The sequence below is a fragment of the Paraburkholderia silvatlantica genome (genome assembly GCF_003096715.1).
GTDB classification, from domain to species: Bacteria; Pseudomonadota; Gammaproteobacteria; order Burkholderiales; family Burkholderiaceae; genus Paraburkholderia; species Paraburkholderia silvatlantica.
In genome coordinates this window covers 120,036-144,054 of record NZ_QEOL01000020.1, presented here as the reverse complement: position 1 = coordinate 144,054, position 24,019 = coordinate 120,036, and the positions used below count along the sequence as shown (strand labels likewise).

General features: G+C 66.4%; 18 protein-coding genes. 12 read left to right on the top strand and 6 right to left on the bottom strand.

The features are described 5' to 3' along the window. Positions 1-21 precede the first annotated feature (21 nt). On the top strand, positions 22-3,336 hold the full coding sequence (locus C7411_RS24690; RefSeq protein ID WP_110386655.1) for an adenylate/guanylate cyclase domain-containing protein: 3,315 nt from the start codon (positions 22-24) through the stop codon (positions 3,334-3,336). A 107-nt stretch (positions 3,337-3,443) separates the two neighbouring features. On the opposite strand, the gene C7411_RS24685 is transcribed toward C7411_RS24690, so the two are convergent. Next, positions 3,444-5,216 (bottom strand): hypothetical protein, encoded by a 1,773-nt coding sequence (locus C7411_RS24685; protein ID WP_133253702.1) that lies wholly within the window; start codon positions 5,214-5,216, stop codon positions 3,444-3,446. A gap of 585 nt (positions 5,217-5,801) precedes the next feature. Between C7411_RS24685 and C7411_RS24680 the strand changes: the two genes are divergently transcribed. From C7411_RS24680 to C7411_RS24630, 11 genes are all read left to right on the top strand, one after another. Then, positions 5,802-7,976: a TonB-dependent receptor gene (locus C7411_RS24680; protein ID WP_110386653.1), complete on the top strand. Its 2,175-nt coding sequence runs from the start codon at positions 5,802-5,804 to the stop codon at positions 7,974-7,976. Between the two features lie 22 nt (positions 7,977-7,998). Continuing rightward, positions 7,999-8,697 (top strand): MotA/TolQ/ExbB proton channel family protein, encoded by a 699-nt coding sequence (locus C7411_RS24675; RefSeq protein ID WP_110386652.1) that lies wholly within the window; start codon positions 7,999-8,001, stop codon positions 8,695-8,697. Between the two features lie 2 nt (positions 8,698-8,699). Beyond that, complete coding sequence (locus C7411_RS24670) at positions 8,700-9,098, top strand: ExbD/TolR family protein (protein ID WP_110386651.1); 399 nt, start codon at positions 8,700-8,702, stop codon at positions 9,096-9,098. A 1-nt stretch (position 9,099) separates the two neighbouring features. Beyond that, on the top strand, positions 9,100-9,831 hold the full coding sequence (locus C7411_RS38670; protein WP_110386650.1) for a TonB family protein: 732 nt from the start codon (positions 9,100-9,102) through the stop codon (positions 9,829-9,831). Further along, the gene (locus C7411_RS24660) at positions 9,828-11,405 is read left to right on the top strand and encodes an alkaline phosphatase family protein (protein WP_165822886.1); all 1,578 of its coding nucleotides are present in this window, start codon (positions 9,828-9,830) and stop codon (positions 11,403-11,405) included. Before C7411_RS38670 ends, C7411_RS24660 begins: the two co-directional genes overlap by 4 nt. After that, a complete protein-coding gene (locus tag C7411_RS24655) occupies positions 11,402-12,118 on the top strand; it encodes a response regulator transcription factor (protein ID WP_110386648.1) in 717 nt (238 codons plus the stop codon). The genes C7411_RS24660 and C7411_RS24655 overlap by 4 nt, the downstream gene beginning before the upstream one ends. 37 nt (positions 12,119-12,155) lie before the next feature. Further along, complete coding sequence (locus tag C7411_RS24650) at positions 12,156-13,475, top strand: sensor histidine kinase (protein ID WP_165822885.1); 1,320 nt, start codon at positions 12,156-12,158, stop codon at positions 13,473-13,475. A 168-nt stretch (positions 13,476-13,643) separates the two neighbouring features. Continuing rightward, the gene (locus tag C7411_RS24645; protein ID WP_110386646.1) at positions 13,644-14,642 is read left to right on the top strand and encodes a 2-keto-3-deoxygluconate permease; all 999 of its coding nucleotides are present in this window, start codon (positions 13,644-13,646) and stop codon (positions 14,640-14,642) included. Next, positions 14,639-15,895, top strand: a complete 1,257-nt coding sequence (locus C7411_RS24640; protein ID WP_110386645.1) for a four-carbon acid sugar kinase family protein — start codon at positions 14,639-14,641, stop codon at positions 15,893-15,895. Before C7411_RS24645 ends, C7411_RS24640 begins: the two co-directional genes overlap by 4 nt. A 49-nt stretch (positions 15,896-15,944) precedes the next feature. Then, on the top strand, positions 15,945-16,946 hold the full coding sequence (pdxA, locus tag C7411_RS24635; protein WP_110386644.1) for a 4-hydroxythreonine-4-phosphate dehydrogenase PdxA: 1,002 nt from the start codon (positions 15,945-15,947) through the stop codon (positions 16,944-16,946). Between the two features lie 77 nt (positions 16,947-17,023). Continuing rightward, positions 17,024-17,818: a DeoR/GlpR family DNA-binding transcription regulator gene (locus tag C7411_RS24630; RefSeq protein ID WP_110386643.1), complete on the top strand. Its 795-nt coding sequence runs from the start codon at positions 17,024-17,026 to the stop codon at positions 17,816-17,818. 39 nt (positions 17,819-17,857) lie between these two features. Here the strand turns inward: C7411_RS24630 and C7411_RS24625 are convergent, their stop codons facing one another. The 5 genes from C7411_RS24625 to C7411_RS24605 all read right to left on the bottom strand — a co-directional run bounded on the left by C7411_RS24625 (position 17,858) and on the right by C7411_RS24605 (position 24,005). Continuing rightward, entirely contained in the window at positions 17,858-19,078 is a 1,221-nt protein-coding gene (locus C7411_RS24625; protein ID WP_110386642.1) for an alpha-hydroxy acid oxidase, read from the bottom strand. Continuing rightward, positions 19,075-20,403, bottom strand: coding sequence for an MFS transporter (locus tag C7411_RS24620; protein WP_110386641.1), 1,329 nt, complete (start codon positions 20,401-20,403; stop codon positions 19,075-19,077). Before C7411_RS24620 ends, C7411_RS24625 begins: the two co-directional genes overlap by 4 nt. Positions 20,404-20,491: 88 nt before the next feature. Next, positions 20,492-21,397 carry an NAD(P)-dependent oxidoreductase gene (locus C7411_RS24615; protein WP_243413328.1) on the bottom strand — a complete coding sequence of 302 codons (906 nt, stop codon included), beginning with the start codon at positions 21,395-21,397 and terminating at the stop codon, positions 20,492-20,494. After that, positions 21,394-23,151, bottom strand: a complete 1,758-nt coding sequence (gene ilvD / locus C7411_RS24610) for a dihydroxy-acid dehydratase (protein WP_110386640.1) — start codon at positions 23,149-23,151, stop codon at positions 21,394-21,396. The genes C7411_RS24615 and ilvD overlap by 4 nt, the downstream gene beginning before the upstream one ends. Positions 23,152-23,213: 62 nt before the next feature. Continuing rightward, positions 23,214-24,005 carry an SDR family NAD(P)-dependent oxidoreductase gene (locus C7411_RS24605; RefSeq protein WP_110386639.1) on the bottom strand — a complete coding sequence of 264 codons (792 nt, stop codon included), beginning with the start codon at positions 24,003-24,005 and terminating at the stop codon, positions 23,214-23,216. Positions 24,006-24,019 lie beyond the last annotated feature (14 nt).

Sequence of the window (24,019 nt, the reverse complement as noted above, 5' to 3'; positions counted from 1 at the left end):
CATGGGATCCAGGCGGCGCACATGGATATCGGGCAATGGCTGCGCGCACTGGGACTCGAGCAGTACGCGCAAGCGTTCGCGGCAAACGACATCGATCTCTCGCTGCTCGCGCAGCTGACCGACGCGGATCTGCGCGAGCTCGGGGTGCAGTCGCTCGGCCACCGCAAACGCATCCTCGCTGCCGCCGCGCCCCATCCGCCGGCCGCGGTTCTGCCGGTGGCGCAAGCGCCGGCCGCACCCGGCGCGCCGGAGATTCCCGCGGACGAACGCCGGCAGGTCACGATCCTCTTCGCCGATCTCTGCGGCTTCACCGCGCTCTCGCGTACGCTCGATGCGGAGGAGGTGCGCACGCTGATCGGCCGCTTCACGGCGCTCGTCGACGGCATCGTGCTCGCCTGGGGCGGCACGACCGACAGGCATATCGGCGACGCGGTGATGGCGCTGTTCGGCGCGCCCCGCGCGCACGAGACGGACACGCTGCGCGCGGCCCGCGCGGCGCTCGACATCCATGAGGCGCTCACGCAGTTGAGCGCGCAGGCGGCGCGGACGCTGCAGGCCCATATCGGCATTGCGAGCGGCGAGGTCGTGGCCGGCGCGCTCGGCTGCGTCGACGCGCGGGACTACACCGTGACCGGCAGTCCGGTGAACCTGGCCGCGCGGCTCCAGGTCGCGGCGGCGGCCGGCGAGACCTGGCTCTCCGACGACGTCGCGCGCGCACTCGGCGACGCCGCCGTTTGCGACGCGCTCGGCGAGCAGCGCTTCAAGGGCATCGAGACGCCGGTGCGCGCCTGGCGGCTGCGCGCGATTTCGAGCGGCCCGGCGAGCGAATCGGCGAAGGCGGGTCAAAGCCTTTTCGTCGGACGAGAGGCCGAACTCGAACAGTTTCACGGTATCGTCCGCGCGTGCGTCGCGAGGCGGGCCGGCCACGTCGTCCATGTGCGCGGCGAAGCGGGCATCGGCAAGACGCGGCTCGTCGACGAGATGCGCCGCTACGCGCAGTCCCAGCGCTTCGAGGTCCATCGGGGCCTCGTGCTCGATTTCGGCGTGGGCAAGGGGCAGGATCCCGTGCACACGATCGCCGGCAGCCTGCTCGGCCTGCCAGCCGACGCATCGAGCGACGCGCGGCAGGCTGCCGCCGCGCGGCTCGCCGCTGAAGGCATCGTCAAGGCCGGGCAGCTCGCGTTTCTTCACGATCTCCTCGACCTGCCGCTCGCCGACGAGTGGCGAGCCCTCTACGACGCGATGGACCACGGCGCGCGCAAGCGCGGCAAACAGGCGCTCGCGGCGAGACTGACCGGCGATGCGTGCAGGCAGGCTCCAACGCTCATCGTCGTCGAAGACCTGCATTGGGCCGAGCCCGAAGTGCTCGACTATCTCTCGGCTTTCGCCTCCGGCATCGCCAACGGCCCGGGCCTGCTCGTGACCACCTCGCGCGTGGAAGGCGATCCGATCGACGCGGCGTGGCGCGCACGCTGCCGCGACATCCCGTTCGCAACGATCGACCTCGGGCCCTTGCGCCAGGACGAGGCCCTGAGCCTCGCAGGCAACTTCATCGACGCGACGCAGCGTGTCGCGCTCGCCTGCATCGAGCGCGCGGGCGGCAACCCGCTGTTCCTCGAGCAACTCTTGCGCAACGCCGAGGAAGGCAGCGGCGATGCCGTGCCCGGCTCGATCCGCAGCCTCGTGCTCGCGCGGATGGACCGGCTCGCACCGCGCGACCGCCTGGCCTTCCAGGCGGCTGCCGTGATCGGGCAGCGTTTCGGCATCGCGTTGTTGCGGCGGCTCATCGACGACCCCGGCTACGTCTGCGACGGCCTGCTCGCCAATGCGCTCGTGCTGCCGGAGGGCGAAGAGTTCCTGTTCGCGCACGCACTGATCCAGGAGAGCGCCTATTCGACACTGCTGCGCGCGCGCCGGCGCGAGCTGCACCGCTGCGCGGCCGACTGGTTCGCGCAGGGCGACCCCACGCTGCATGCCCAGCATCTCGACCGCGCCGAGGACGAACGCGCGCCTCAGGCGTACCTTGCCGCCGCGCTCGCGCAGCGCGCGGCCCATCTGCTCGAGGCCGCGCTGCGCCTCACCGGGCGGGGCCTCGAGATCGCGCAGACAGAAACGGACCGCCACGCCCTCAGCTGTTGCAAGGGCGAACTCCAGCGCGACCTCGGCGACATCGCGGGATCGACGGCGACCTGGCGCGCGGCGCTGGCGGCCGCCCCCGACGACGCCAGTCTGTGCCGCTGCCAGCTCGGGCTCGCAGAAGGCCTGCGCGTGAGCGAAGGTCTCGACGAAGCGCTGGACCTGCTCGAGGCTGCGCAGCGGATCGCAGAGCGCGACGACCGGGTGGCCGAACTCGCGAGCCTGCACTATCTGCGCGGCAACCTTTACTTTCCGCTCGGCAAGATCGATGCCTGCAGCGCCGAACACGAACGCGGGCTCGGCTACGCGCGGCGCCTGGGCCAGCCGGAGGCCGAGGCCCGCGCGCTCGGCGGCCTCGCCGATGCCGCGTATGCGCAAGGGCGGATGCGAACCGCGTTCCGCCATTTCAGCGATTGCGTGGCGTTGAGCCGCGAGCACGGGTGCGGCCGGATCGAAGTTGCCAATCGTTCGATGCAGGGCTTCAGCCGCATTTATCTGAACGAGCCGCGGCAGGCGCGCGAAGACGCCGTTGCTGCCGTGCGCGCCGCTGAACTGATCGGGCAGCCGCGCGCGCAATTGCTGGGCGAGACGCTCGGCGTGTTCGCCTGCTACGAGCTAGGCGATATGCCGGCTATGCAGGTCCATCTGGAGCAGGAAAAGCGTGTGATCCGGCAATTGGGCGCGCGCCGGTTCGAAGCGCAGAACCTGGAAATGCAGGGACGTGTGTGGCTCGCCGACGGGCGCCGCGGCGAAGCCGTCAAGGCGCTGCGCGAGGCGCTTGCGATCTCGCGCGAAGTGGGCACGCAGTTCTGCGCGCCGAAGAATCTGAGCGCCCTCGCCTGCGCGGTCGACGAGAACGACGAGCGAGCGCGCCTGCTCGCAGAAGGCGCGGACCTTCTGCGCCTCGGTGCAGTCGGCCACAACCATCTCTGGTTCTACCGCGACGCGATCGAGGCGATGCTCTCGGTCCGCGATCCGGCCGGCATGCTGCGCTACACGAACGCACTGGAGGACTACACGCGGCGCGAACCGCTGCCGTGGGCCGAGGTCTTTGCGGCACGCGCACGCGCGCTCGCACGCGCCCTGCAGGCGCCTACGGACGAAGCCGCGCGAGGCGAGCTTGCGCGCGTGCGAACCGTACTGCGGCAGGCTGGCTTGCAGCAGTACCTGGCGGCGGTCGATGCAGCGCTTGCTGCTTGAGGCATGCGCTGGACCGAACACGTTTTGCTCAAGGCGTTCCGTTCGTGTGCTGCTTGCGCAACGCAGCCTCGCCTGCTGCGATGTACGGTGCCGCTCCGTGTTGCCGCTTACTGGCTGGTCATCGCCACACCGCGCAGCACCTGGCCGTACGGCGCCGTTTGCATTACGGCGAAGCCCGAGGTCGTCACGGTCGAACCGCTCACGCCCAGCGTGATCTTCATGAGCTGGTTCGAATCGGCGCCCGCGTCGAAGGTCGTGCCGAGGCTGTTGTTGGCCGTCGAGGTGATCGCGTAGAGCGTGTACGAACCGTCGCTGTTGATCTGCCCCGTGATGTTGCGCAAGCCGTCGGCCGAGGTCGTGTAGTTGGCGCCGGCCGTACCGTACGTACCCTTGGTATCAGTCACGGTGTACGCCTGGCCCAGATTCAGACCTTGGGTGATGTGAGCGATGGCCGTCCAGGTGCTGCCCGACTTCTGGTAGACCCACAGACCGCCACTGCCGATCGCCATGTCGGCCGGATCGCCGTCGCCTTCGTCGGCCACGAACATCAGGTTCGTGTTGGTCTTCGGCATCCACATACCGAACGGGAAGCCCGTGTTCCAGCTCAGCGGCCACGACGTCGCGCTTGCGGCTGTCAGGGCCGACTTCAGCGTGGTGTTCGATGCCGGCTCGTTGCTTGCGCCCGGCGCGCCCGACCATGCGGTCGTCGGCGCGGTAAACAGCGGCGTGATGGCGACGTTCTGCAAGTTGCTGAATTTGGCTCCATTCGCGAGTGCACCGGCCGCGCCGACCTGGAAGACCGTGTTCACGCCGTTACTGCCGCTGCCCTTCGATACGTACAGGGTGCCGTCCGGAGCCAGAAACAGACCGCGGAAGTTGCCGTCCTTGCCCGTCTTGTCGTAGGGCTGGCCGACCGAGGCCAGCGTGAAGCCAAACTGATTGCCGCCGGCGTTGGTCTTCTTGGCAAACGTGGTGCTCGACAGCGCGTCGGTGATCGTACCGGGACCGCACGACGTCGGCGCCGTGTAAGTGCTGGCGTTGCCCGAGAAGAACGTGCCGACCGGTTGCGAGAATGCGCAACTGCTGCCGGCTGCAATCGTCTGCACGCCCGTGTCCATGGTCAGCATGTCGAGCTGACCATAGGTCGGGCTCGGCGAAGAGCCCGAGTTGCCGGCATTGCCGACAATGTAGTACTGACCGCCAGCCAGCACAGAAGCACGGCCGTTGTTGCCCGAGTAGGCGTTGGTGTTCGTGAACGTCAAAGCCTTGGTTGCCAGGTCCAGCTGGGCGACCGTACGGTACGTCGGCTGGGCGACATCGGGGTTGGTCGGATCGATCACGCCCGGCGTGTTCGAGTTCGAGCGGTCGGTCTGGTCGACAGGTGCGTTATAGCCGTTGAAGGTAATCGCGGTACCGTCCTGCGAGAGATTCAACGCGAGTTCCGACTTCGACGCGAAACTCGTCGTGAAATCAAAACCGCCTTGCATCGCTGCCGCCGTCACGTCGAGGTACTGGGTCGGGCTGGTAGCGCCGGCGGCCCACTGATCAATCACGATATCGGTGGTCACGCCGAAGTTGCCGTCGGCGGTTGCGCCTTCCGTCGTGAACACGTTCGGATAGGTCCCGGGCGACACAGCGGCTACCGGCGCAGTATTGGTCGTTTCCGGCGTGGCGTTATACGGCAGCGTGCCCGTGAGCGTGAAGGCCGGATCGTAGACCGAACGCGAAACCAGCAGCGCCGGCTGAACGCTGGCCGGGTTCGATGCATTGCCCGGCGCGCTTTGCGCCTGCGTGTTGCCGGAATGATCGTTACCACCGCAAGCCCAGAGCATGGACGTCATTGCTGCGATCGGCAGCAGGCGAAATGCGGTACTCCTCATGCAAACCCCTATAGATTTGGAATCAGTCTCATCGCATAGCGCAAAATCGGGCCATGCCGGAAACGTAAAATGGCTGAGCCAGCCAGCTAGTTTTGTGACTACGCCAGCGTCAAGCCGAAGGATTACATCCACGATTTTTCACACCAGAAAAATCGATGTAGGACTGTAGTAAGGGAGCGTTGCATGGGGATTACATCAATCTTGCATTTATAAAGTCGACCTTCCCTTCGGCTTCCCGATTGAACTGGTTAGCCGGCAGCCCGGCGTTTTCTGGCGACAGCGTCCAGCGACGCCCTGAAGCTTTCACGCGAGAGCGCCGCCGCGTAAGCAATGTAAGCCGTTCTTCTTCGAAGTGAAACACTTCCCCTTCACAATGCCTCCCTTTTTGGCACGGGCTTGACTTTGGGTGCAGACGCAACGATCGCCCGGCGCAACAGCGCGCATGCCACCTTTCCGGCCACACCTCTTCTTTCCGTCCGCGATCCTTAACTTCGTAAGATACCCATCACGTTCGATTAACTCCTTGTGCATAAGATTGCTGCGTATCGCAAAGAGAGCATCAATCAATAGCAAGGACACCTACGGATGACACCTATTCAAACGCGGCTCCGCAGAAAGCCGCTTGCACAACTCATTCTCGCTTCGCTCTGCACGACCAGTGCGCCTCTCGCCTTCGCGCAATCGGCGGGCGATCTCGGCTCCGTTCAGAGCACCGCCACGTCGGCTTCCCCCATCAGCGACACCGGGGCGTCGTCCAACCCGCAATCGGCCCCCGCGCAGGCGCCCACCCAGGGATCGCTCACCGCCTCCGAGCCTAAGTCGATCATCAACAGGAACTATATTCAGAACAGTAATCCGCCCACCGCGAACTACAGCGACATCCTCCAGATCGCGCCAAGCGTTTCGAGCATCAACCCGAACGGTCCCGGCCTCATGGAAACGCAAAGCCTGACGATCCGCGGGTTTCAGGACGGTCAGTACAATGTGACCTTCGATGGCATTCCGTTCGGCGACACGAACGACTTCACACACCATTCGACGTCGTTCTTCAGCACGCAGACCATCGGAAGCATCGCCGTCGACCGCGGTCCTGGCGATGCCTCGCAAATCGGCTTCGCGACTTTCGGCGGGACGGTTGCGCTCACATCGATCGAACCGTCGCTCACCCCCGCGTTTTCCGTACTCGGCTCGTATGGCAGCTGGAACACCTGGCTCGCCGGTGCACAGTTCAATACCGGCGACCTGCAGCAGTGGGGCGATGCACGCGCGGTGGTGGGGTACAACCATTCGAGCAGCGACGGATATCTGGACAACGTCGGGCAGCGGCGCGACAACGTCTACTTCAAGCTCGACAAGCCGATCGGCGACAACACGCTGCTCACGCTGTTTGCCACCTACAACCGGATTTACCAGAATACGTCGCTCGGCGCGACGGCAGCGCAGATCCGCGAGTTCGGCCCTTCTTTCGCGCTCAATAGCGACCCGACGAGCCAGGCCTACTCCGGCTATAACTTCGACCGCATCAACACCGACTTCGAGTACATCGGGCTGCAAACGGTGCTGGGGGCCTGGAAGCTCGACAACAAGCTCTATACGTACGGCTATTACCACGACGGGTTCAACGGCCTCGATCCCAACGGAGAGACGCCGAACGGCACCACGTTCGGCGCGAACAACGTGCCGGGCACGCAGATGGCCAACAACTATCGCGCCTTCGGCGACGTCTTCAACGCGCAGCGCACGCTCGGTCCAGGCACGCTGCAACTCGGCGCCTGGCTCACGCACCAGTCGAACTTCCGCGACAACATGAACGTCGACGCGACGCTGAACTTCGCGCTCGAACAGTTGAACTTCTCGATGCAGGACTCGTTCCTCACGTTCCAGCCCTATGTCCAGTACGCATGGAAGCTGCCGTACGGACTGACGCTCACGCCCGGCGTGAAATTCGTGTCGTTCAGCCGCAGCATCGATTCGGCGGACAACCAGAAGACGGGTGCGCCACTGGATTTCAGCCATACGTGGACGAAGGTGCTGCCTTCGGTCACGCTGCATGACCAGATCAACCGCAACTGGAGCGCCTACGCCCAGTATGCGCAGGGTTTCCTCGCGCCGAACCTCAACGTCTTCTACGTGCCGAATCCCTCGCTGTCCGGACAGCCCGACCCCGAGCAGACCGACAACTACCAGATCGGCACGACGTACAAGACAGACCGCCTGACGCTGTCCGCCGACCTCTACTACATCAACTTCCGCAACGCCGTCACGAGCACGACGATCGGCGGCACGTCGTTCTTTACGAACGCCGGCGGCGCCGTCTACAAGGGCTTCGAGAGCGAAGCGACGCTTTATGCCGGCTACGGCTTCAGCCTTTACGGCAACCTGACCTTCAACTCCGCCAAGCAGAAGAGCACCGGCGACTGGATGCCGAACGCGCCGCAACAGACGGCCGCCCTTGGCGTGATCTACGACCGCGGGCCGCTGCACGGTTCGCTGATCGGCAAGTTCGTCGGCCACCAGTATGGCGATACCGGCAACCAGCAGCCGATCGGCGGCTATATGGTCACGAATCTCGCGGCCGCCTATACGTTCAAGTCGCCGACCACGTGGATGCGCAATACGCGCATCGGCCTCGAGATCGACAACCTCTTCAACCGCACGAGCATCAACGGCCTCGCGGGCTACACCGTTGCGAACAACACGCCGCTCTACTGGACCATCCCAGGCCGTGCGGTGTTCGCGACCCTGTCCACCGACTTTTAACCTCTGACTGGAGTCTCCTTCCATGAATACCGGCACTCTGATGCAACTCGCGAGCGATTCGGGAGGCGTGCTGTATGTCATCGCGATCATGCTGTTCGTCGCGCTGACCGTGATCGTCGAGCGCACCTGGTTCCTGCAGCGCGCCGGCGCGAGCGGCCGCGCGGTGCTCGGCCAGCTCGACCGCATGAGCCATCTCGACCCGGCTGCGCTCTCGACGCTGGCGAGCCGGTACCGCGGTCTGCCGGTGGCGCACATTTTGTCGGTGGCCGCGCGCATGGGCGGCGTGCGCAGCCGTGACACGCTTTCGGCTGCGCTGGACGAGACGATCATGCGCGAAGCCCCGCGCATCGACCGCTTCCTCTGGGTGCTCGACACGATCGTCACGCTCGCGCCGCTGCTCGGCCTGTTCGGCACGATCGTCGGCATGTTCCACGCGTTCCAGGTGCTTGGAAATGCCGGCAATGCTCCCACGCAAGTCACGGGCGGCGTTGCTGAAGCGCTCGTGGCGACCGCCTCGGGCATCTTCGTCGCGATGGTTGGCCTGGTGTTCTTCAACGGATTGCACAACCGCGTCAGGCTCGCCGCGCACCAGCTCGAAACGCTGAAGGCGGCGCTCGTCAACCGGATGACAGGCATCGCTCACGAGCAGCCCGCCGAAGTGCGCGAGAACCTGCGCGATGTGCGCGAAGCGCCCGCGCATCTCGCCTCGCAGGGAGCGTGACGATGAAGTACTTCGAAGCACGCAAGGCGCGTATCGAGATCATCCCGATGATCGACATCATGTTCTTTCTGCTGGTGTTTTTCATCATGATCACGCTGCACATGATTCCGAACGCGGGTCTCGCCACGCGGCTGCCGTCCAGCGCCACCGCGCAGGCGCTGCCGCCGCCGAAGATCACCGTGACGCTCACCGACGACGGCGCGCTCTCCGTCGACGGCCGCACGCTGACGCCCGCACAGCTCACGGCCATGCTCGCGGCGCAGTCCGATCCGGCGCGTACCGTCGTGACGATCGCCGGCGCGAGCGGGGCGCGTCTTCAGTTCCTCGTCACGGCGATGGATGCGTGCCGCGCCGCGGGTGTCACCCAGGTCGCGCTCGCGGCCCAGCCGGCGGCGCAGTGACATGGCGACCTTGTCCACCGCACGCCTCGCGCCCGAAAAGCGGCGCCTCTATGGCGCAGCGGCCGTCGCGCTGATCGTGGAAATGGCGCTGCTCGCGGGCGCCTGGTCCATGCTCCGGCAAAAGAGCGCCGAGCCGCCGCCCAAGCAGCCGCCCACGCTGCTGTCGCTGGCAAGCGTACCGGCGCCGCAGCCCGCGCCCGCCGCACCGCCGGTGCCGAAGCCTCAGGCGCCGCATCCGCAGGTACAGCGGCCGCAGCCGCATGCGGCTCCCCCGCTGCGTCACGTTGCGCACGCCGCTGCGCCCCAGCCCGTCCACGCGCCGCAGCAGAGCGCGCCGTCACCGTCGCCCACTCCGGCGCCCGCGCCGGCGGCCGCACTGCCCGAACCGGCACAGCCGCCGGCTCCCGCGCCCGCTCCCGTGGCAGCGCCGGCGCCCGCCCGGGTCAGCGCGAGCTTCGAAAGCGCGCTGCGCGCCGCGATCGAGGCCGCACTGCACTACCCGGAGTCGGCGCGAATGGCCGGTATTTCAGGACGCACGCGCGTGGCTTTCCAGTATCGCGACGGCGTCGTGTCCGGCGCCACGGTCGCCGTGTCCAGCGGCGTTGCGGCGCTCGACCGCGCCGCGCTCGCCGCCGTGCGCGACGCCGACGTGCCGAAGCCCGAATCCGGCTTCGCAGGCAAAACCCTCACCGAACAACTATGGGTCAACTTCAATCTCGACGCCCAGCAATGAACCGACTTCTTCCCTCCCTCGCTACCGCCATCGCCACCGCTTGCGCTCTCGTTACGGGCGGCGCCAACGCGGCCGCCTCGCTGCCCGCCCAGGCAAACGTTCACCATGTCCTGCTGGTGAGCGTCGACGGGCTGCACGCGGGCGACCTTGCGCGCTTCGTTTCCGCTCATCCGGACAGCGCGCTGGCGAAGCTCGCGGCGCAGGGCATCAGCTACACGAACGCCAGTGCGGTGGTGCCTGCCGACTCCTTCCCGGGCCTGCTCGCGCTGGTGACGGGCGGCACGCCCGCCGCGACCGGCGTCTATTACGACGACTCCTATGACCGCGCGCTTTCCCCGCCCGGCAGCGACTGCAGCCGCACCGGCACGCGTGTGCGCTACGACGAATCGCTGGACAAGGATGACGGCCACGGTCACGACATGATCGATCCGGCCAGGCTGCCGCGCGATCCCCGCCACGGTTGCACGCCCGTCTACCCGCATGCGTTTCTGCGCGTGAACACCGTGTTCGAGGCGGTGCATGACGCAGGCGGTTACACCGCATGGATCGACAAACATCCGACCTACGAGCTGGTCGAGGGCCCGTCCGGGCATGGCGTCGACGACCTGTTCCTGCCGGAGATCGGCGCGAACTACGAGGGCCTCACCGACGCGAAGCCGCATGAGATCACCGGCTCGCTCGCGAAAACCGAGGCATACGATGACGTGAAGGCGCGCGCCATCGTCAACGAGATCGACGGTCTGACTCACGACGGCAGCGCACCGGCCGTCGTGCCAGGCGTGTTCGGCCTGAACCTGCAGGCCGTCAACGTCGCGCAGAAGATCTACGGCTACCGCGACGCCAACGGTGCGCTCACCGCCGGTCTCGAAGGCGCGATCGCTCACGTCGACGCCCAGTTGGGCAGCTTCGTGAACGAGCTCGACCGCCGGCATCTGCGCGACGACACGCTCGTGATCGTGACGGCCAAGCACGGCAACGGGCCGATCGACCGCGCGCGGCTCGACAAGATCGACGAGACGCGTCTTGCCGCCGTGATCGACGAGGCGGCCCCCGGCGCCCTCGCGCAGCTCACGACCGACCACGGCGCGCTCGTCTGGCTGCGCGATCCATCCGCCGCCCCGGCCATCACCGCGGCGCTGCGCGCACACGCCAGCGCGCTCGGCATTGCGGATGTCATCAGCGGCGAGCGTCTCGCGCTGCGGTTTCCGGCGCCCGCAGCCGACAGCCGCACGCCGGACATCGTGATCGTTTCGCGCGATGGCGTCATATTCACGCCATCGCACGACGGTAAGCTCGCCGAACACGGGGGCTTCCACGAAGACGATACCCACGTCGCGCTGCTCGTGTCGAACCCGCGGCTCGCGGGCGCGGGAGTCAGCGTCACGTGGCCCGTGTCCACGACCCAGGTGGCGCCCTCGATTCTGGCCGCGCTCGGCCTGCCCCCGGACGCGCTCCAGGCAGTCAGGCTGGAGGGCACGCCCGTGCTGCCGGGCACACGCTGGACAGCGGCGGGTCCGCTCGCCTATGACGACACAAACACGAACGCCGCCGACCGGCCATTGACCCGCCGATGAGTAGTCTGCCTGCAAGCCAATCCCGAGTGCTGGTCGTCGAAGACGATCCCGGTGCCGGGCTGGAAATCACCGCCGCCCTCGAAGACTACGGGTTCGAAGTCGAATGCGTGCCGACCGGCTTCCATGGCTTGCTGCGCGCGACCAACGGCGAATTCGATGCGCTCGTCCTGGATCGCATGCTGCCGGACCTCGACGGACTGTCGATCCTCGCGACGCTGCGCAATATCGGCAAGCAGATGCCCGTGCTGATCCTGAGCGCGCTGGACGCCGTGGACGAGCGCGTTCGGGGTCTGCGGACGGGCGGCGACGACTACCTCGTCAAACCGTTCGACGGGCTCGAGCTCACGGCGCGGCTGAACGCCCTGCTGCGCCGGCGGCGAGCCTCGACGAACGGCGCGTCCGCCGCGTCGGTGCTTCGCGTCGACGATCTGACGCTGGACACGCAAACGCGCGTTGTCCGGCGTGGCGAACAGGTCGTCGATCTGAAGCCGCGCGAGTACAGCCTCCTCGAATACCTGATGCGTCACGCAGGCGAGGTGGTCACGCGCGCGATGCTGCTCGAGTCGGTCTGGAACTATCACTACAGCACACAAACGAACGTGATCGACATGCATATCAGCAACCTGCGCCGCAAGCTCAGCTTCAACGGGCGGTTCTCGGCGATGGTCGTCACGGTGCGCAACGCGGGCTACATCATCCATGCAGCAGGCTAAGGAGCGCGTGGGGCGCGCTCGCGCGCGAATCGGGAGTGTGGGCTGGCTGCTGGTGGTATTCGTCATCTCGGCGATCATGCTCTTCGCGCTCCTCTACTGGCTCACGGGCCGATACCTGCTGCATGAGGTCGACGAGCGCCTGCGCGGCGAGTTCGCCGAGTTTCATGCGATAGACCGCGGCCAGGCGATCACGACCATCGGGGCCCTCAGCCGCCGCGACGTTGCAAGCGCGCGCCCCTACGGCGTGTTCGAGGCGAACGGCACGCGGCTCGCCGGCAACGTGTCGGTGCTGCCGCCCGAAGAGGACCGCAAGCCCTTCGAATATACGGAGACGATCCGCGAGGGCGGCCGCATGGCGACCGCGCATTACCGCGGCATCATCATCCCGACCACGAGCGGCTTGCGGATCGTGGTCGGCCATTCGATCGACGAGGTGCTCCGCTTCGACCGCACCCTGCTCAAGACGCTGTGCGCCGGCGTTGCGCTGGCGAGCCTGCTGGCGCTCGCCTGCGGTGCCGCGCTCCATCGCCTCGCGAACCGCCGGATTGCCGCGATCGGCGAGACCGCCCGCGAAATCATGGCCGGCAAGCTGAACCGGCGGCTTCCGCAGCGCGGCACCCATGACGATCTCGACCGTCTTGCCGCCATCGTCAACACGATGCTCGACGAGATCGAGCGGCTCGTCGAGGAAGTCCGCGGCGTGTGCGCCGGCGTTGCGCACGATCTGCGCACGCCGATGACGTCCCTGCGCGCGGGACTGGAGCGCTCCCGCCGGCGCGCGGGCACACCGGACGAATTTGCCCGCGCGATCGACGAGGCCATCGCCCAGTCGGACCATGTGCTCAATCGCTTCACCGCCCTGCTGCGCATTGCCGAGATCGAATCCGGCAGCCGCCGCGCCAGTTTCCGCAGGATTTCGCTCGACGCCGTGATGCGCGACGTTGCCGAGCTCTATGAACCCCTTGCCGAGCATCGGCAGCTTTCCCTGACGCTTGACGCCTGCGTGCCGGTCGAAGTCTACGGCGACTTCGACCTCCTGTTCGGCGCGATCGAAAACCTGGTCGACAATGCGCTGAAATTCACTCCCGAAGGCGGCGCGGTCAGGCTGGCCGCCCAGATCGAAGACGGGCAACCTTTGCTCGTGGTCGCCGATAGCGGACCCGGCATCGCCCCCGCCGAGCGCGGCGCGGTGCTACGCATGTTCTATCGCGGACACGTGTCCGAACGCTCGGTGCCGGGCCACGGCCTCGGTCTGAGTCTCGTCGCGGCAATCGCGCGGGTGCACGATGCAGCGATCGAGATTCTGGACAACGATCCCGGCTGCAGGATGCAGCTGAGGTTTCGGAATCCCGCGTAGCGCCCGCCGGGTTCTCCCAGGCTTCGGATGATCGTCGCGATCATCCATGTGATCGATTTGCGCAAATCATCGACCGGTATTACACTTCAATCTGATCGACATGATCATTTTTAGATTGATTCGTGCGCGAACCAATCACCGCACAACGAATAAAGCCAGGAGACATGCATGGTTCAGATTCCAATCAAGCGTTCGATCGAACGCATCCCCGGCGGCATGATGATCGTGCCCTTGCTGGCCGGCTCGATGGTCGCGACGTTCATGCCGGGCATGCCGAAATTCTTCGGCTCATTCACCAATGCGCTGTTCACGGGCGCGCTGCCGATCCTCGCCGTTTTCTACGTGTGCATGGGCGCGGGCATCGATGTGAAGGCGACGCCCTACCTGATGAAGAAGGGCGGTGCGCTGCTCGTCACGAAGGTCGGTGCGGCCGTGATCGTCGGCGTGATACTTGGGCATCTCCTCGGCGAGCAGCCAGTCTCTGCCGGACTCTTTGCGGGGATCTCGACGCTTGCCGTCGTCGCGGCGATGAACGACACCAACGGCGGCCTCTACATGGCGCTGATGGGCCAGTACGGCCGCTCGGAAGACGTGGGCGCCTACACGCTGATGTCGCTCGAATCCGGGCCGTTCCTGACGATGGTCACGCTCGGGGTGGCGGGGCTCTCGGCATTCCCGTGGCAGACCCTGGTGGGCAGCATCCTGCCGTTGGCGCTCGGCATGCTGCTCGGCAATCTGGATCGCGAAATGCGCGCGTTTCTGGCGAAGGCGGTCCCGGTGATGATCCCGTTCTTCGCGCTGGCACTCGGCGCGGGTCTCGATCTGCACAAGGTATGGCAGGCAGGACTGCTCGGGATCGGACTCGGCATCGCGGTCGTCATCGTGACGGGCATTCCGCTGTATTTCGCCGATCGCCTGACGGGTGGCACCGGCGTCGCCGGCGTGGCCGCAGCCAATACCGCAGGCAACGCGGCTGCGGTACCTGCGCTCGTCGCCGCGGCGAACCCGGTGTACGAGCCGGCAGCACAAAGCGCGACGCTGCTCGTCGCGGCGTGCGTCGTCGTGACCGCGATCCTCTCGCCGATCCTCACGGCGTCCATCGCGAAACGCTACCAGCAGCGGCACGTCAATGCCGGCGCGCAGAATCAGGCGGAACAGGTGCAATGAAGATCCTGATCATTGCGGACGACCTCTCGGGTGCCGCGGACTGCGCGATTGGCTTTGCGGGTGCGGGGCATCGTACGGTCGTCACGCTGGAAGCGGCACACACGCAGGCGCACGAAGACGCGGATACCATCGCCGTCGACACCGATACGCGCCGTCTGTCGCCTGAAGAGGCGTCGGCGCGCACGGCGGCCGCATACGCGCAAATGAGCGTGAGCGGCCAGCGTCTTTACAAGAAAATCGATTCGACACTGCGCGGGAACTGGGCGGCCGAAGTGGCGCGGCTGCAGGCACTCGCCGGCATGGCCATCATCGCCCCCGCGTTTCCGGCCACCGGGCGCACGGTGCGCGAAGGCCGGGTCTACGTGCACGGCGAACCCCTCGAGCAAACAGCGACGTGGCAACTGGAGCACGCCGGTCGCTGCGCAGACATTGCCTCACAGCTAACGCGGGCAGGCCTCGCCTCCGAGCGCCTCGACGCCGACGCCTTTCGCGACGACCCGCAGACACTCGCGACCCGCATCGAGGCGAAGGCCGCACGCGGCGTGCAGGCGCTGATCGTCGACGCACAATCCGAACAGGCGCTGCGCGCACTGGCACATGCGACACTGCGAAGCAGTGCGAATTTTTTCTGGGTCGGCTCGGGCGGTCTCGCGCGAGAGATAGCCGCACTCGATCGGCGCGCACCTGTGTACAACGATGCGAGGACCACGGAATTCCCCGGTGGCCCGATCCTCATTCTCGTTGGCAGCCTGTCCGCCGTGAGCGAGCGGCAGTGCGCCATGCTTCGCGAGCGCGGCGGCGTCGAGGAGCGGATTGTGCCGCCGGTTGTACTGCGTTCGGGTGCGAGCCATCCCGAGTGGAGCAAGTGGCAGCGCCAGATCGCCGTGTCGCTTCGCTCGGGCCGCGATCTGCTGCTGCGCATTGGACGTGACGATGCGTTCGATCCGGCCGAAGGCATGCAGCTTTCGACAGCACTCGCTGCACTCGTCGAGCCGCATTTCACGCAGGCCGGCGGTCTGATCGCCACGGGCGGCGAAACCGCGCGTGCGATGCTTGCGGTTGCGAAGATTACCGATCTGCATCTGCTGGCCGAAGTCGAAGCCGGCGTGGCGGTGGCGCGGCCGCTCGATGCCGCCCGCGCACATCGCCCCGGCATCGTCACGAAGGCAGGGGCCTTCGGTACCGACCGCGCGCTGTACGCGGCGTGGCTGACCCTGCGCAACGAAACCAAAACGGACGTCGCGCCACATTGATGTCCGTGCACGAACAGAAGCGAACCCTGAAGTCAAACGAGATCACATCATGAGCAACTATCTTCCTGTAATCGGCATCACGATGGGCGATGCTGCCGGCGTTGGCGCGGAGGTCGTCGTCAAGAGCCTGGCGCACGCGTCGGTCTACGCGCAATGCCGTCCGCTCGTGATTGGCGATGCAAAGCGCCTCGAACGCGCGAATGCCATCGTTGGCGGCCAGATGAAGGTGCGCCGCATCGAAAATGCGGAACAGGCGCGTTACGAACAGGGCACGATCGACTGCATCGACCTCGGCCTGATTCCTGAAGACCTGCCGTTCGGGCAGTTGTCGGCCGTCGCGGGCGATGCGGCGTACCAGTACATCAAGCGTGCAGCCGCACTCGCCCAGGCCGGCCAGATCGATGCGATCTGCACGGCGCCCCTGAACAAGGAAGCGCTGCATGCGGGCGGCCACAAGTATCCCGGTCATACGGAAATGCTCGCGCACCTCACAGGCGTCGAAGAAGTATCGATGATGCTTGTCGCGCCGCAACTGCGCGTGATCCACGTGACGACGCACATCGGCATCATCGACGCGATCCGCAAGATCGAGCCGGGTCTCGTGCAGCGGACCATCGAGCGCGGCAACGCAACGCTCGTGAAGGCCGGTATCGAGAAGCCGCGCATCGGTGTGTGCGGGATCAACCCGCACGCGGGGGAAAACGGCTTGTTTGGTTACGGCGAGGAAGAAGAGAAGATCATTCCGGCAGTGAAGCTGCTGCAGGAGCGCGGCCTTGACGTCACGGGACCGCTGCCCGCCGACACGCTGTTCTTCCGCGCCGGCCGCGGCGACTTCGATCTGGTGGTGGCGATGTATCACGACCAGGGACACGGTCCGGTGAAAGTGCTGGGCCTCGAGGCCGGCGTGAACGTGACGGTCGGACTGGAAGTGATCCGCACGTCCGTCGATCACGGCACCGCGTTCGACATTGCCGGCAAGGGTGTCGTGGACGAAGGCAGCATGCTCGAAGCCCTGCGCCAGGGGGCGGAACTGGCGACGCGCCGTCACTGAAGCCATGGGCGCGCACGCAAGGGGTCGGGTAAGATTGCAATCCCCTGGTTACAGCCCCTTGCGACGCAGCTGACGAAGTGAAAAAGACGACCGAACGCCATCAGGCCATTCTTGAGTTTGTCCGTACCCGCGACGCGAGCGTTGAAGAGCTGTGCGCCGCGCTGGACGTGTCGGAAGCGACGGTCCGGCGCGACCTGACCGTGCTCGCGAAGCAGCGCCGCCTGGTGCGCACCTACGGCGGTGCAACGGCGCTGGTTGGCGTACATGAACCCGAGGCTTCGCTCGAGGAGCGCAAGTCGGCGCAGAGCGAACAGAAGGAAGCCATTGCGCAGGCGGCCGCCGCCCACGTTCGCAATGGCGATACCGTGCTGCTCGACGGAGGGACGACGTGTGCCGCGCTCGCGCGCCGCCTGTCCACGCGCGAAGACCTGCATGTCGTCACGAACAACCTGCTCGCGGTAATGGCGCTCGCCAACGCGCCGGGCGTGCGGCTCACGCTGATCGGCGGCGAGCTGCGCAGTTCGAGCATGAGCACGCTCGGGCCGCTCGCTGAACTCATGCTGGGCCGGCTGACGGTCGATGTCGCGTTTCTCGGCGCGGACGGCGTGGTGGCGGGATTCGGCCTGTGCGAAGCATCGGCCCAGCAGGCCTGGCTCAAGGAATGCATTGTTGCCCGCGCCGCCGAGGTGATCGTGCTCGCCGATTCGGACAAGCTCGGCCGTGCACGTCAGCAGCACTGGACGCCGCTGCTGCGTGACTGGCGGCTGATCACCTCGGCAGTCGCGGACGAGGCGGCGCTGGCGCCGTTTCGCGAACGCGACGAGGTCAGCGTCGAGCTGGCTGCAGAAGTCAGGATGCCGCCCCTTTCCTGAGCACCCGTCCGAAATCACGACGGGCCCGGCTTCACGCCGTCACATGTCAGACGACGCCAGCGCCGGTTCATGAAGAACGTCGTGCGCCGGGGCCATCGTGCATTTGCCGCGCATCTCCGCCACGGTTCGCGCGCCGCACAACGCCATCGTCGTTTCGAGTTCGTGCCGGAGAATCTCGAGGGCGCGCGCCACGCCGGGTTCGCCCTTCGCTGCTAGCCCATAGAGCGTGGCACGCCCGAGCTGGACGCCGTGCGCGCCGAGCGCGAGCGCTTTTGCAATGTCCGATCCGGTGCGGAAGCCACTGTCGACAAGGACCGTCAGATCATCGTGCGCGGCGTCGCAAAACGCCGGGAGTGCCTCGATCGTCGAACCCGCACCATCCAGTTGACGGCCGCCATGATTCGACACGACCACGCCGTCTGCGCCGACCTCGCGCGCAAGGCGTGCGTGCGCCGGGGCAATGAGCCCCTTCAGCACGAGTGTTCCCTGCCACTGGTCGCGCAGCCACGCGATATCGTTCCACGTCAGCGACGCGCTGATCTGCTGTTGCATGACCTCTGAGATCGTCGACCCTCGCGCCGCGCTACCCAGCAGATCTGCAAATACCTTGAGCGACGGAACACCTTGCCTTGCCATTTGAAAGGCCCAGCGCCCATGCCTGGCGCCATCGAGCAGGTTCGCAACGGTCCAGCGGAACGGCAGCGTGAAACCATTGCGAATGTCGCGGTTGCGACGTCCGCCTACCGCTGTGTCAACCGTCAACTGCAGCACACCGAACTCGTAGCGGGCGATCTGTTGCAGAAATTCCCGCGCAAGTCCCTTGTCCTTCAGCATGTACAGCTGAAACCAGCGCAGCCGCCCGGCGGCCGCGTCCATCTCCGGCAATCCGACGGTCGCGGCCGTGCTCATCACGAACGGAATGTTCGCACGCGCGGCCCCCCTTGCGAGACACAGATCGCCCGACTCCCACGCTGCGCCATTCAGGCCCGTGGGCCCGACGACCACCGGCATCGCCACGTCCTGGCCGAAAAGGCGCGTCGCGGTCGAGCGGGTGGAGACATCGACGAGCACCTCCGGCTTCAGCAATACGCGCTGAAAAGCGGTCCGGTTGCGGCGCGCGGTATGTTCTTCACCGGCAGCGCCGTCGATGTAATCGAACACCATGCGCGGCAAGCGGCGACGCGCGAGCGCTCGCAGATCGCCGATACTCGCGGCGCGTCGCAATTGGCGGTCATGGGCGGCAACGGGGCGTCGAGTCATGAGCGGGAGACGGAGAGTGCGGCGCGCGGTCCGATATGTCCGCTGAGTGCCTTGAAGCCGAAGGTTCCGGCGAACGTGATGACCGCGCAGGCGATCATGAGAAGTCCCGGCGACGTGGGGTCACCGGTCTTGCCGATCAGCCACGTCGCCACCAGCGGCGTAGGGCCGCTGAAAATGGTCATGCCGAGATTGAACGCGATGGCCACGCCGCTGAATCGAACGCGCGTCGGGAACATGTCGGCAACGATGCAGGCGAAGGTTCCGTTGGTGAGCGCGGCCCCGAGTCCCGCCAGTATCATCAACGCCGACAGATCCATGCTGTGCGCAACGGCGGCGCGATAGAACGGCATGCTGAGCACGATCAGCAGCAGCGCTCCCGCGCGCATCAGATGGCGGCGCGACACGCTGTCTCCGAGACGTCCAACCAGCAGAATGCCCAGCGACGCGGTCGCGAGCGCCAGATTCTGCCCGATTGCCACACTGCGAGCATCGTAGTGCAGCACCTTCTCGAGATAGGCAGGCATGTGCGCGAACAGCAAACCGTTGTAGCCCGCCGTGGCGACCGTTGCCGCGATACCGAAAAGGACGGCTCGCCAATGTTCGCGCAGCAGTTCGGCAAGCGGGTGTTTCGACGCGATGCTTTTCATGCTGGAGAATTCCGGTGTCTCCTCCAGCTTGCGGCGCAGCCAGAAGCCGAGCAACCCGATCAGACCGCCGAAGACGAACGCGATGCGCCAGCCATAGGCGGCAACGTCCGGTGGAGCGAGCAGCATATGCACGGCAAGATTGACCGCCGCCGCGAGCAGGACGCCCGAATTCACGCAGAAGAACACGATGCCGCACACGAACCCCGCGCGACGCGGCACCGTTTCGACGACGTAGGTGATCGACCCGGGCAATTCGCCGCCCAGACAGAAGCCCTGAATCAGCCGCAACAGGATCATCGTCACCGTTGCCGCGATTCCCCAGCTCGCGTAGGTCGGCACGAGCCCCATGCCGATCGTCGACAGCGATACGACGATGACCGACACAATGAACACGCGCCGGCGGCCGTAGCGGTCGCCGAACCAGCTGAGGACCGCGCCCCCGAGCGGTCGCGACAGATAGCCGATCGCGAACACGGCAAACGACATGGCAAGCGCCATCAGCGGCGCGAGCATCGAGAAAAACGCGCGGCCGATGTACTGCGCGAACACGCCATAAACGACGAAGTCATAGAACTCCAGTGCGCCACCGAGACTCGCCAGTATGATCAGGCGCCATTGGCTGGCCGTTAGCGCTTCGTGCTGCATGTCGAGCATGCGATCCGATTCGAGGGTGGGCATCGTGTCTCCTGGATGGATTTATTTTGTACTGCACAGTGCTGGCCTGCCTCCTTTTTCACAGGCAAGCCGTGGTTCGCGCAGTCATGCGTCAGCCGGGTTCGACCTGCACGACTTGCGAGATATCGGCGTCGCCGAGCCCTTGCGCGACCGCGCGAACGAGCAGTTCGCGCACGAGGGCCGCGACCGGCAGCCTGACCTCGTGCTCGCGTGCGAACGCTTCGAGCGCGTCGAGATCCTTCAGCATCGTGCGGATCGTGCCGCTTGCCTCGGAGGGCGCGTCGATCATTCGCGGCATCAGCGTTTGCAGCAATACCGAGTCGGCCCATCCGCCCTTCAAGGCGGCCGGGATGCTGGCGCCATCGATCCCCGTGTGGCGTGCCAGACGCGTCGCTTCGGCCAGCGCGGCGATGGTCGTCATGACGATGGTCTGATTGGCGAGCTTCGTCGCCTGCCCGGCCCCGCTCTCGCCCATGCGCGTCAGGGTCGCTGCGTACGCGCGCAGCACAGGGCGCACGCTCGCGATCGCGTCCTCGCTGCCGCCGGCCATCACAGCGAGCGTCCCGGCCGCCGCCCCGGCCGTGCCGCCCGACACCGGCGCGTCGATCCAGTTGCCGCCGTTGCCGTCGCGCCAGCGCGCGGCAAGCATGCGCGTCGTCGAAGGCGCGATCGTCGAATGATCGGCGACGGTCAGGTTAGGCCGCGCGCCATCTGCGAGGCCGTCTGCTCCGAATGCGACCGTCTCGACCGCTGCGCCATCGGTCAGACACAGCATCACCGCCTCGCTCGAAGCGGCTACCTCAGCCGGGCTCGCGCAGACGATCGTCGACGCCGGTGCCGCCTGCTTCACGACCGCACATTTGTCCGCCGAACGGTTCCATATGGCTACACGGTAACCGGCCGCCGCGAGGCGATGCACCATCGGCAGTCCCATGCGGCCGAGCCCGCAGAATCCAACGCAGCGCATCGTCGCGCCGGAGTCGTCGTTCGCGTTCATTCCGAGTCTCCGTGCGTACGCGCGTCACAGGGCCAGTCGAGATTGCCCGAATGGGTCACCGCGCCGAGATGCGCGGGACCGACGAGCGCCGCGTACTTCTCGAGCACACCGGCCAGTCGCCGCGGTGCCGGCGCACGGCACTGCTCGTTGCGTTGTGCGAGTTCGGCGTCGGAGAGTTCGACGCGCAGGATCCCGTTACGCGCATCGATGTGGATCAGATCGCCTTCGCGCAGCAGCGCGATCGGGCCGCCCTCGGCGGCCTCGGGCCCCACATACCCGATGCACATCCCACGCGTCGCACCGGAAAAACGGCCGTCGGTGAGAAGCGCAACCTTTTCTCCCATTCCCTGCCCATAGATCGCCGCTGTCACACTGAGCATCTCGCGCATGCCCGGCCCGCCTTTCGGCCCTTCGTTGCGAATCACGAGGACATCCCCCTCGCGATAGTCCCGGGCCGCGACGACCTTCATGCAATCCTCCTCGCACTCGAAAATGCGTGCCTTGCCCGTGAAGGTGAGCGATTTCAGGCCGGCGATCTTGAGGCACGCGCCGTCCGGCGCGAGGTTGCCCCGCAGAATCACGAGTCCGCCGTTCTCCGATAGCGGCGCATCGCACGCGCGCACCACCTCGCCGTCGGGACCCGCGAAGCCGCGGAGCGCCTGCGCGAGCGTGACGCCCTCGAGTGTCGGGACATCGCCGTGCAGATGTCCGCCGGCGAGCAGCGCATTGAGCACGGCGGGCACGCCACCCGCGTGATACAGGTCCTGCGCGAGATACCGGCCGCCCGGCTGCAGATCGCCGATCAGCGGAATGCGCGCAAACACGCGCTCGATGTCGTCGAGCGTGAAACGGACCCCCGCCTCGTGCGCGATAGCAGGGATATGCAGCGCGGCGTTGGTCGAGCCGCCCGTCGCTGCCACTGCCGCGCAGGCATTTTCCAGACTCTCGCGCGTGACCAGTTCGCGCGGCAAAGGTCCGCCGGTCTTCAGTGCGTGCATCACGGTCTCGCCCGCGCGCCGTGCAATGGCGATGCGTTCGCTGTAGACGGCCGGCACCATCGCCGAACCGAGCGGCGCGAGTCCGAGCGTTTCGGCGACCATCGCCATCGTATTGGCGGTGAACTGCCCAGGACATGACCCCGCGGTCGGCGTGCAGCGCTTCTCGATTGCGTCGAGTTGCGCGCGCGAGAGATCACCGCGCTGCGTGGTGCCGACGGCTTCGATCGTCGTCAGGATGGTCGCCTGCCGCTGCAGGCCGGCAGCGGCGCCGCCCGGGATGGCGCCCGGCGCGGTGCCGGGCAGCATTGCACCGCCGAACAGGAAGACGCCCGGCACATTCACGCGCACCATTCCCATCAGGATGCCCGGTAACGTCTTGTCGCAGCCGGCCACGCCGACGAGCGCGTCGTAACCGTGCGCGCGCACGAACAGCTCCACGCTGTCCGCGACGACTTCGCGCGACACGAGGCTCATGCGCATGCCGGCATGATTCATCGACGTGCCGTCGGAGACTGAAATCGCCGAGCCGCGGATCGGCACGCCGCCGCCCGCGGCGACGCCGAGCCGGACGTTGTCCGAGATCTGGTTCAACGACATCGAACACGGCGTGTTTTCGCCGAAGGTGTCGACAATCGCCACGAAGGGTTTTTGCATCGCCGCGTCGTCCAGCCCGGTCGCGCGCAGAAACGCGCGGTGCGGCGCGCGCGTCACGCCGTCTGTCACCATGCGTGAGCGATGTTTGTGCAGATTCGTCATGTTTGACCCAATCCGTCCGTTACAGGTGTGAGGGACTGCCTGTTGCCCCGCTCGCGGCGCGATCACACGCCCGTCAGCAGCAGGCCGTTTTCCGCCGCAATGACCTGTCCGGTCATCGCGTGTGCGTGCGCCGCCAGGAACCATACGAGTTCCGCCATTTCCGCCGGCGTTGAGACGCGCTTGAGCGGCGCATTCGTCTTCATACGGCTCAGTACCGACGCGTATGCGTCGGCGTCTAGCGAACGTCGAAGCAGCCCGTCGTCGACCATGCCGGGCGCGATCGCGTTGACACGGACATGGGGAGCGAGCGAGCGGGCGAGCGAAAGCGTCATCGTATTCACCGCGCCTTTCGAGGCCGCGTAGGCGATCGACGAACCGGTTCCGTTCAAACCCGCCAGCGACGACACGTTGATGACGCTCGTGCTGCACTCTTCAGTGGCGGTTTCGCGCAACAGCGGCGCGGCCGCCGACGTCATCTGAAACACGCCGATCGCGTTGACGCGATAGACCCGCTCGAATTCGGCGGCATCGAGCGCGTCGAGCGCGTGATGCGGGATCACGCGCGTCGTCCCCGCGCAATTGACGAGCGCATCGATGCGGCGCCAGCGCGTAGCAACCTTGTCGACCGCGCGGCGGCAGTCGGCGTCCCGGCTGACGTCGGCGTCGAACACCAGGGCGTCCGCACCGGATGCGCGGCATTGCATTTCGACGTCCGCCGCGAACGCTCGCGTGCTGGCGTCGAAATTGCCGATCGCCACCGACCAGCCCGCGCGCGCGAAGCGCAATGCGGTGGCCGCGCCAATGCCCGTTGCGGCGCCGGTGATCATGCACACCGGGGATGTGGAATCTGTCATACGGAATATCTCGG

Excerpts from the sequence above, each read along its gene's own strand:
- C7411_RS24690 (WP_110386655.1), top strand. The coding sequence starts at position 22 with ATGGATATCGGGCAATGGCTGCGCGCACTGGGACTCGAGCAGTACGCG.
- C7411_RS24685 (WP_133253702.1), bottom strand. The coding sequence starts at position 5,216 with ATGAGGAGTACCGCATTTCGCCTGCTGCCGATCGCAGCAATGACGTCC.
- C7411_RS24680 (WP_110386653.1), top strand. The coding sequence starts at position 5,802 with ATGACACCTATTCAAACGCGGCTCCGCAGAAAGCCGCTTGCACAACTC.
- C7411_RS24675 (WP_110386652.1), top strand. The coding sequence starts at position 7,999 with ATGAATACCGGCACTCTGATGCAACTCGCGAGCGATTCGGGAGGCGTG.
- C7411_RS24670 (WP_110386651.1), top strand. The coding sequence starts at position 8,700 with ATGAAGTACTTCGAAGCACGCAAGGCGCGTATCGAGATCATCCCGATG.
- C7411_RS38670 (WP_110386650.1), top strand. The coding sequence starts at position 9,100 with ATGGCGACCTTGTCCACCGCACGCCTCGCGCCCGAAAAGCGGCGCCTC.
- C7411_RS24660 (WP_165822886.1), top strand. The coding sequence starts at position 9,828 with ATGAACCGACTTCTTCCCTCCCTCGCTACCGCCATCGCCACCGCTTGC.
- C7411_RS24655 (WP_110386648.1), top strand. The coding sequence starts at position 11,402 with ATGAGTAGTCTGCCTGCAAGCCAATCCCGAGTGCTGGTCGTCGAAGAC.
- C7411_RS24645 (WP_110386646.1), top strand. The coding sequence starts at position 13,644 with ATGGTTCAGATTCCAATCAAGCGTTCGATCGAACGCATCCCCGGCGGC.
- C7411_RS24640 (WP_110386645.1), top strand. The coding sequence starts at position 14,639 with ATGAAGATCCTGATCATTGCGGACGACCTCTCGGGTGCCGCGGACTGC.
- pdxA (WP_110386644.1), top strand. The coding sequence starts at position 15,945 with ATGAGCAACTATCTTCCTGTAATCGGCATCACGATGGGCGATGCTGCC.
- C7411_RS24625 (WP_110386642.1), bottom strand. The coding sequence starts at position 19,078 with ATGACTCGACGCCCCGTTGCCGCCCATGACCGCCAATTGCGACGCGCC.
- C7411_RS24620 (WP_110386641.1), bottom strand. The coding sequence starts at position 20,403 with ATGCCCACCCTCGAATCGGATCGCATGCTCGACATGCAGCACGAAGCG.
- C7411_RS24615 (WP_243413328.1), bottom strand. The coding sequence starts at position 21,397 with ATGAACGCGAACGACGACTCCGGCGCGACGATGCGCTGCGTTGGATTC.
- ilvD (WP_110386640.1), bottom strand. The coding sequence starts at position 23,151 with ATGACGAATCTGCACAAACATCGCTCACGCATGGTGACAGACGGCGTG.
- C7411_RS24605 (WP_110386639.1), bottom strand. The coding sequence starts at position 24,005 with ATGACAGATTCCACATCCCCGGTGTGCATGATCACCGGCGCCGCAACG.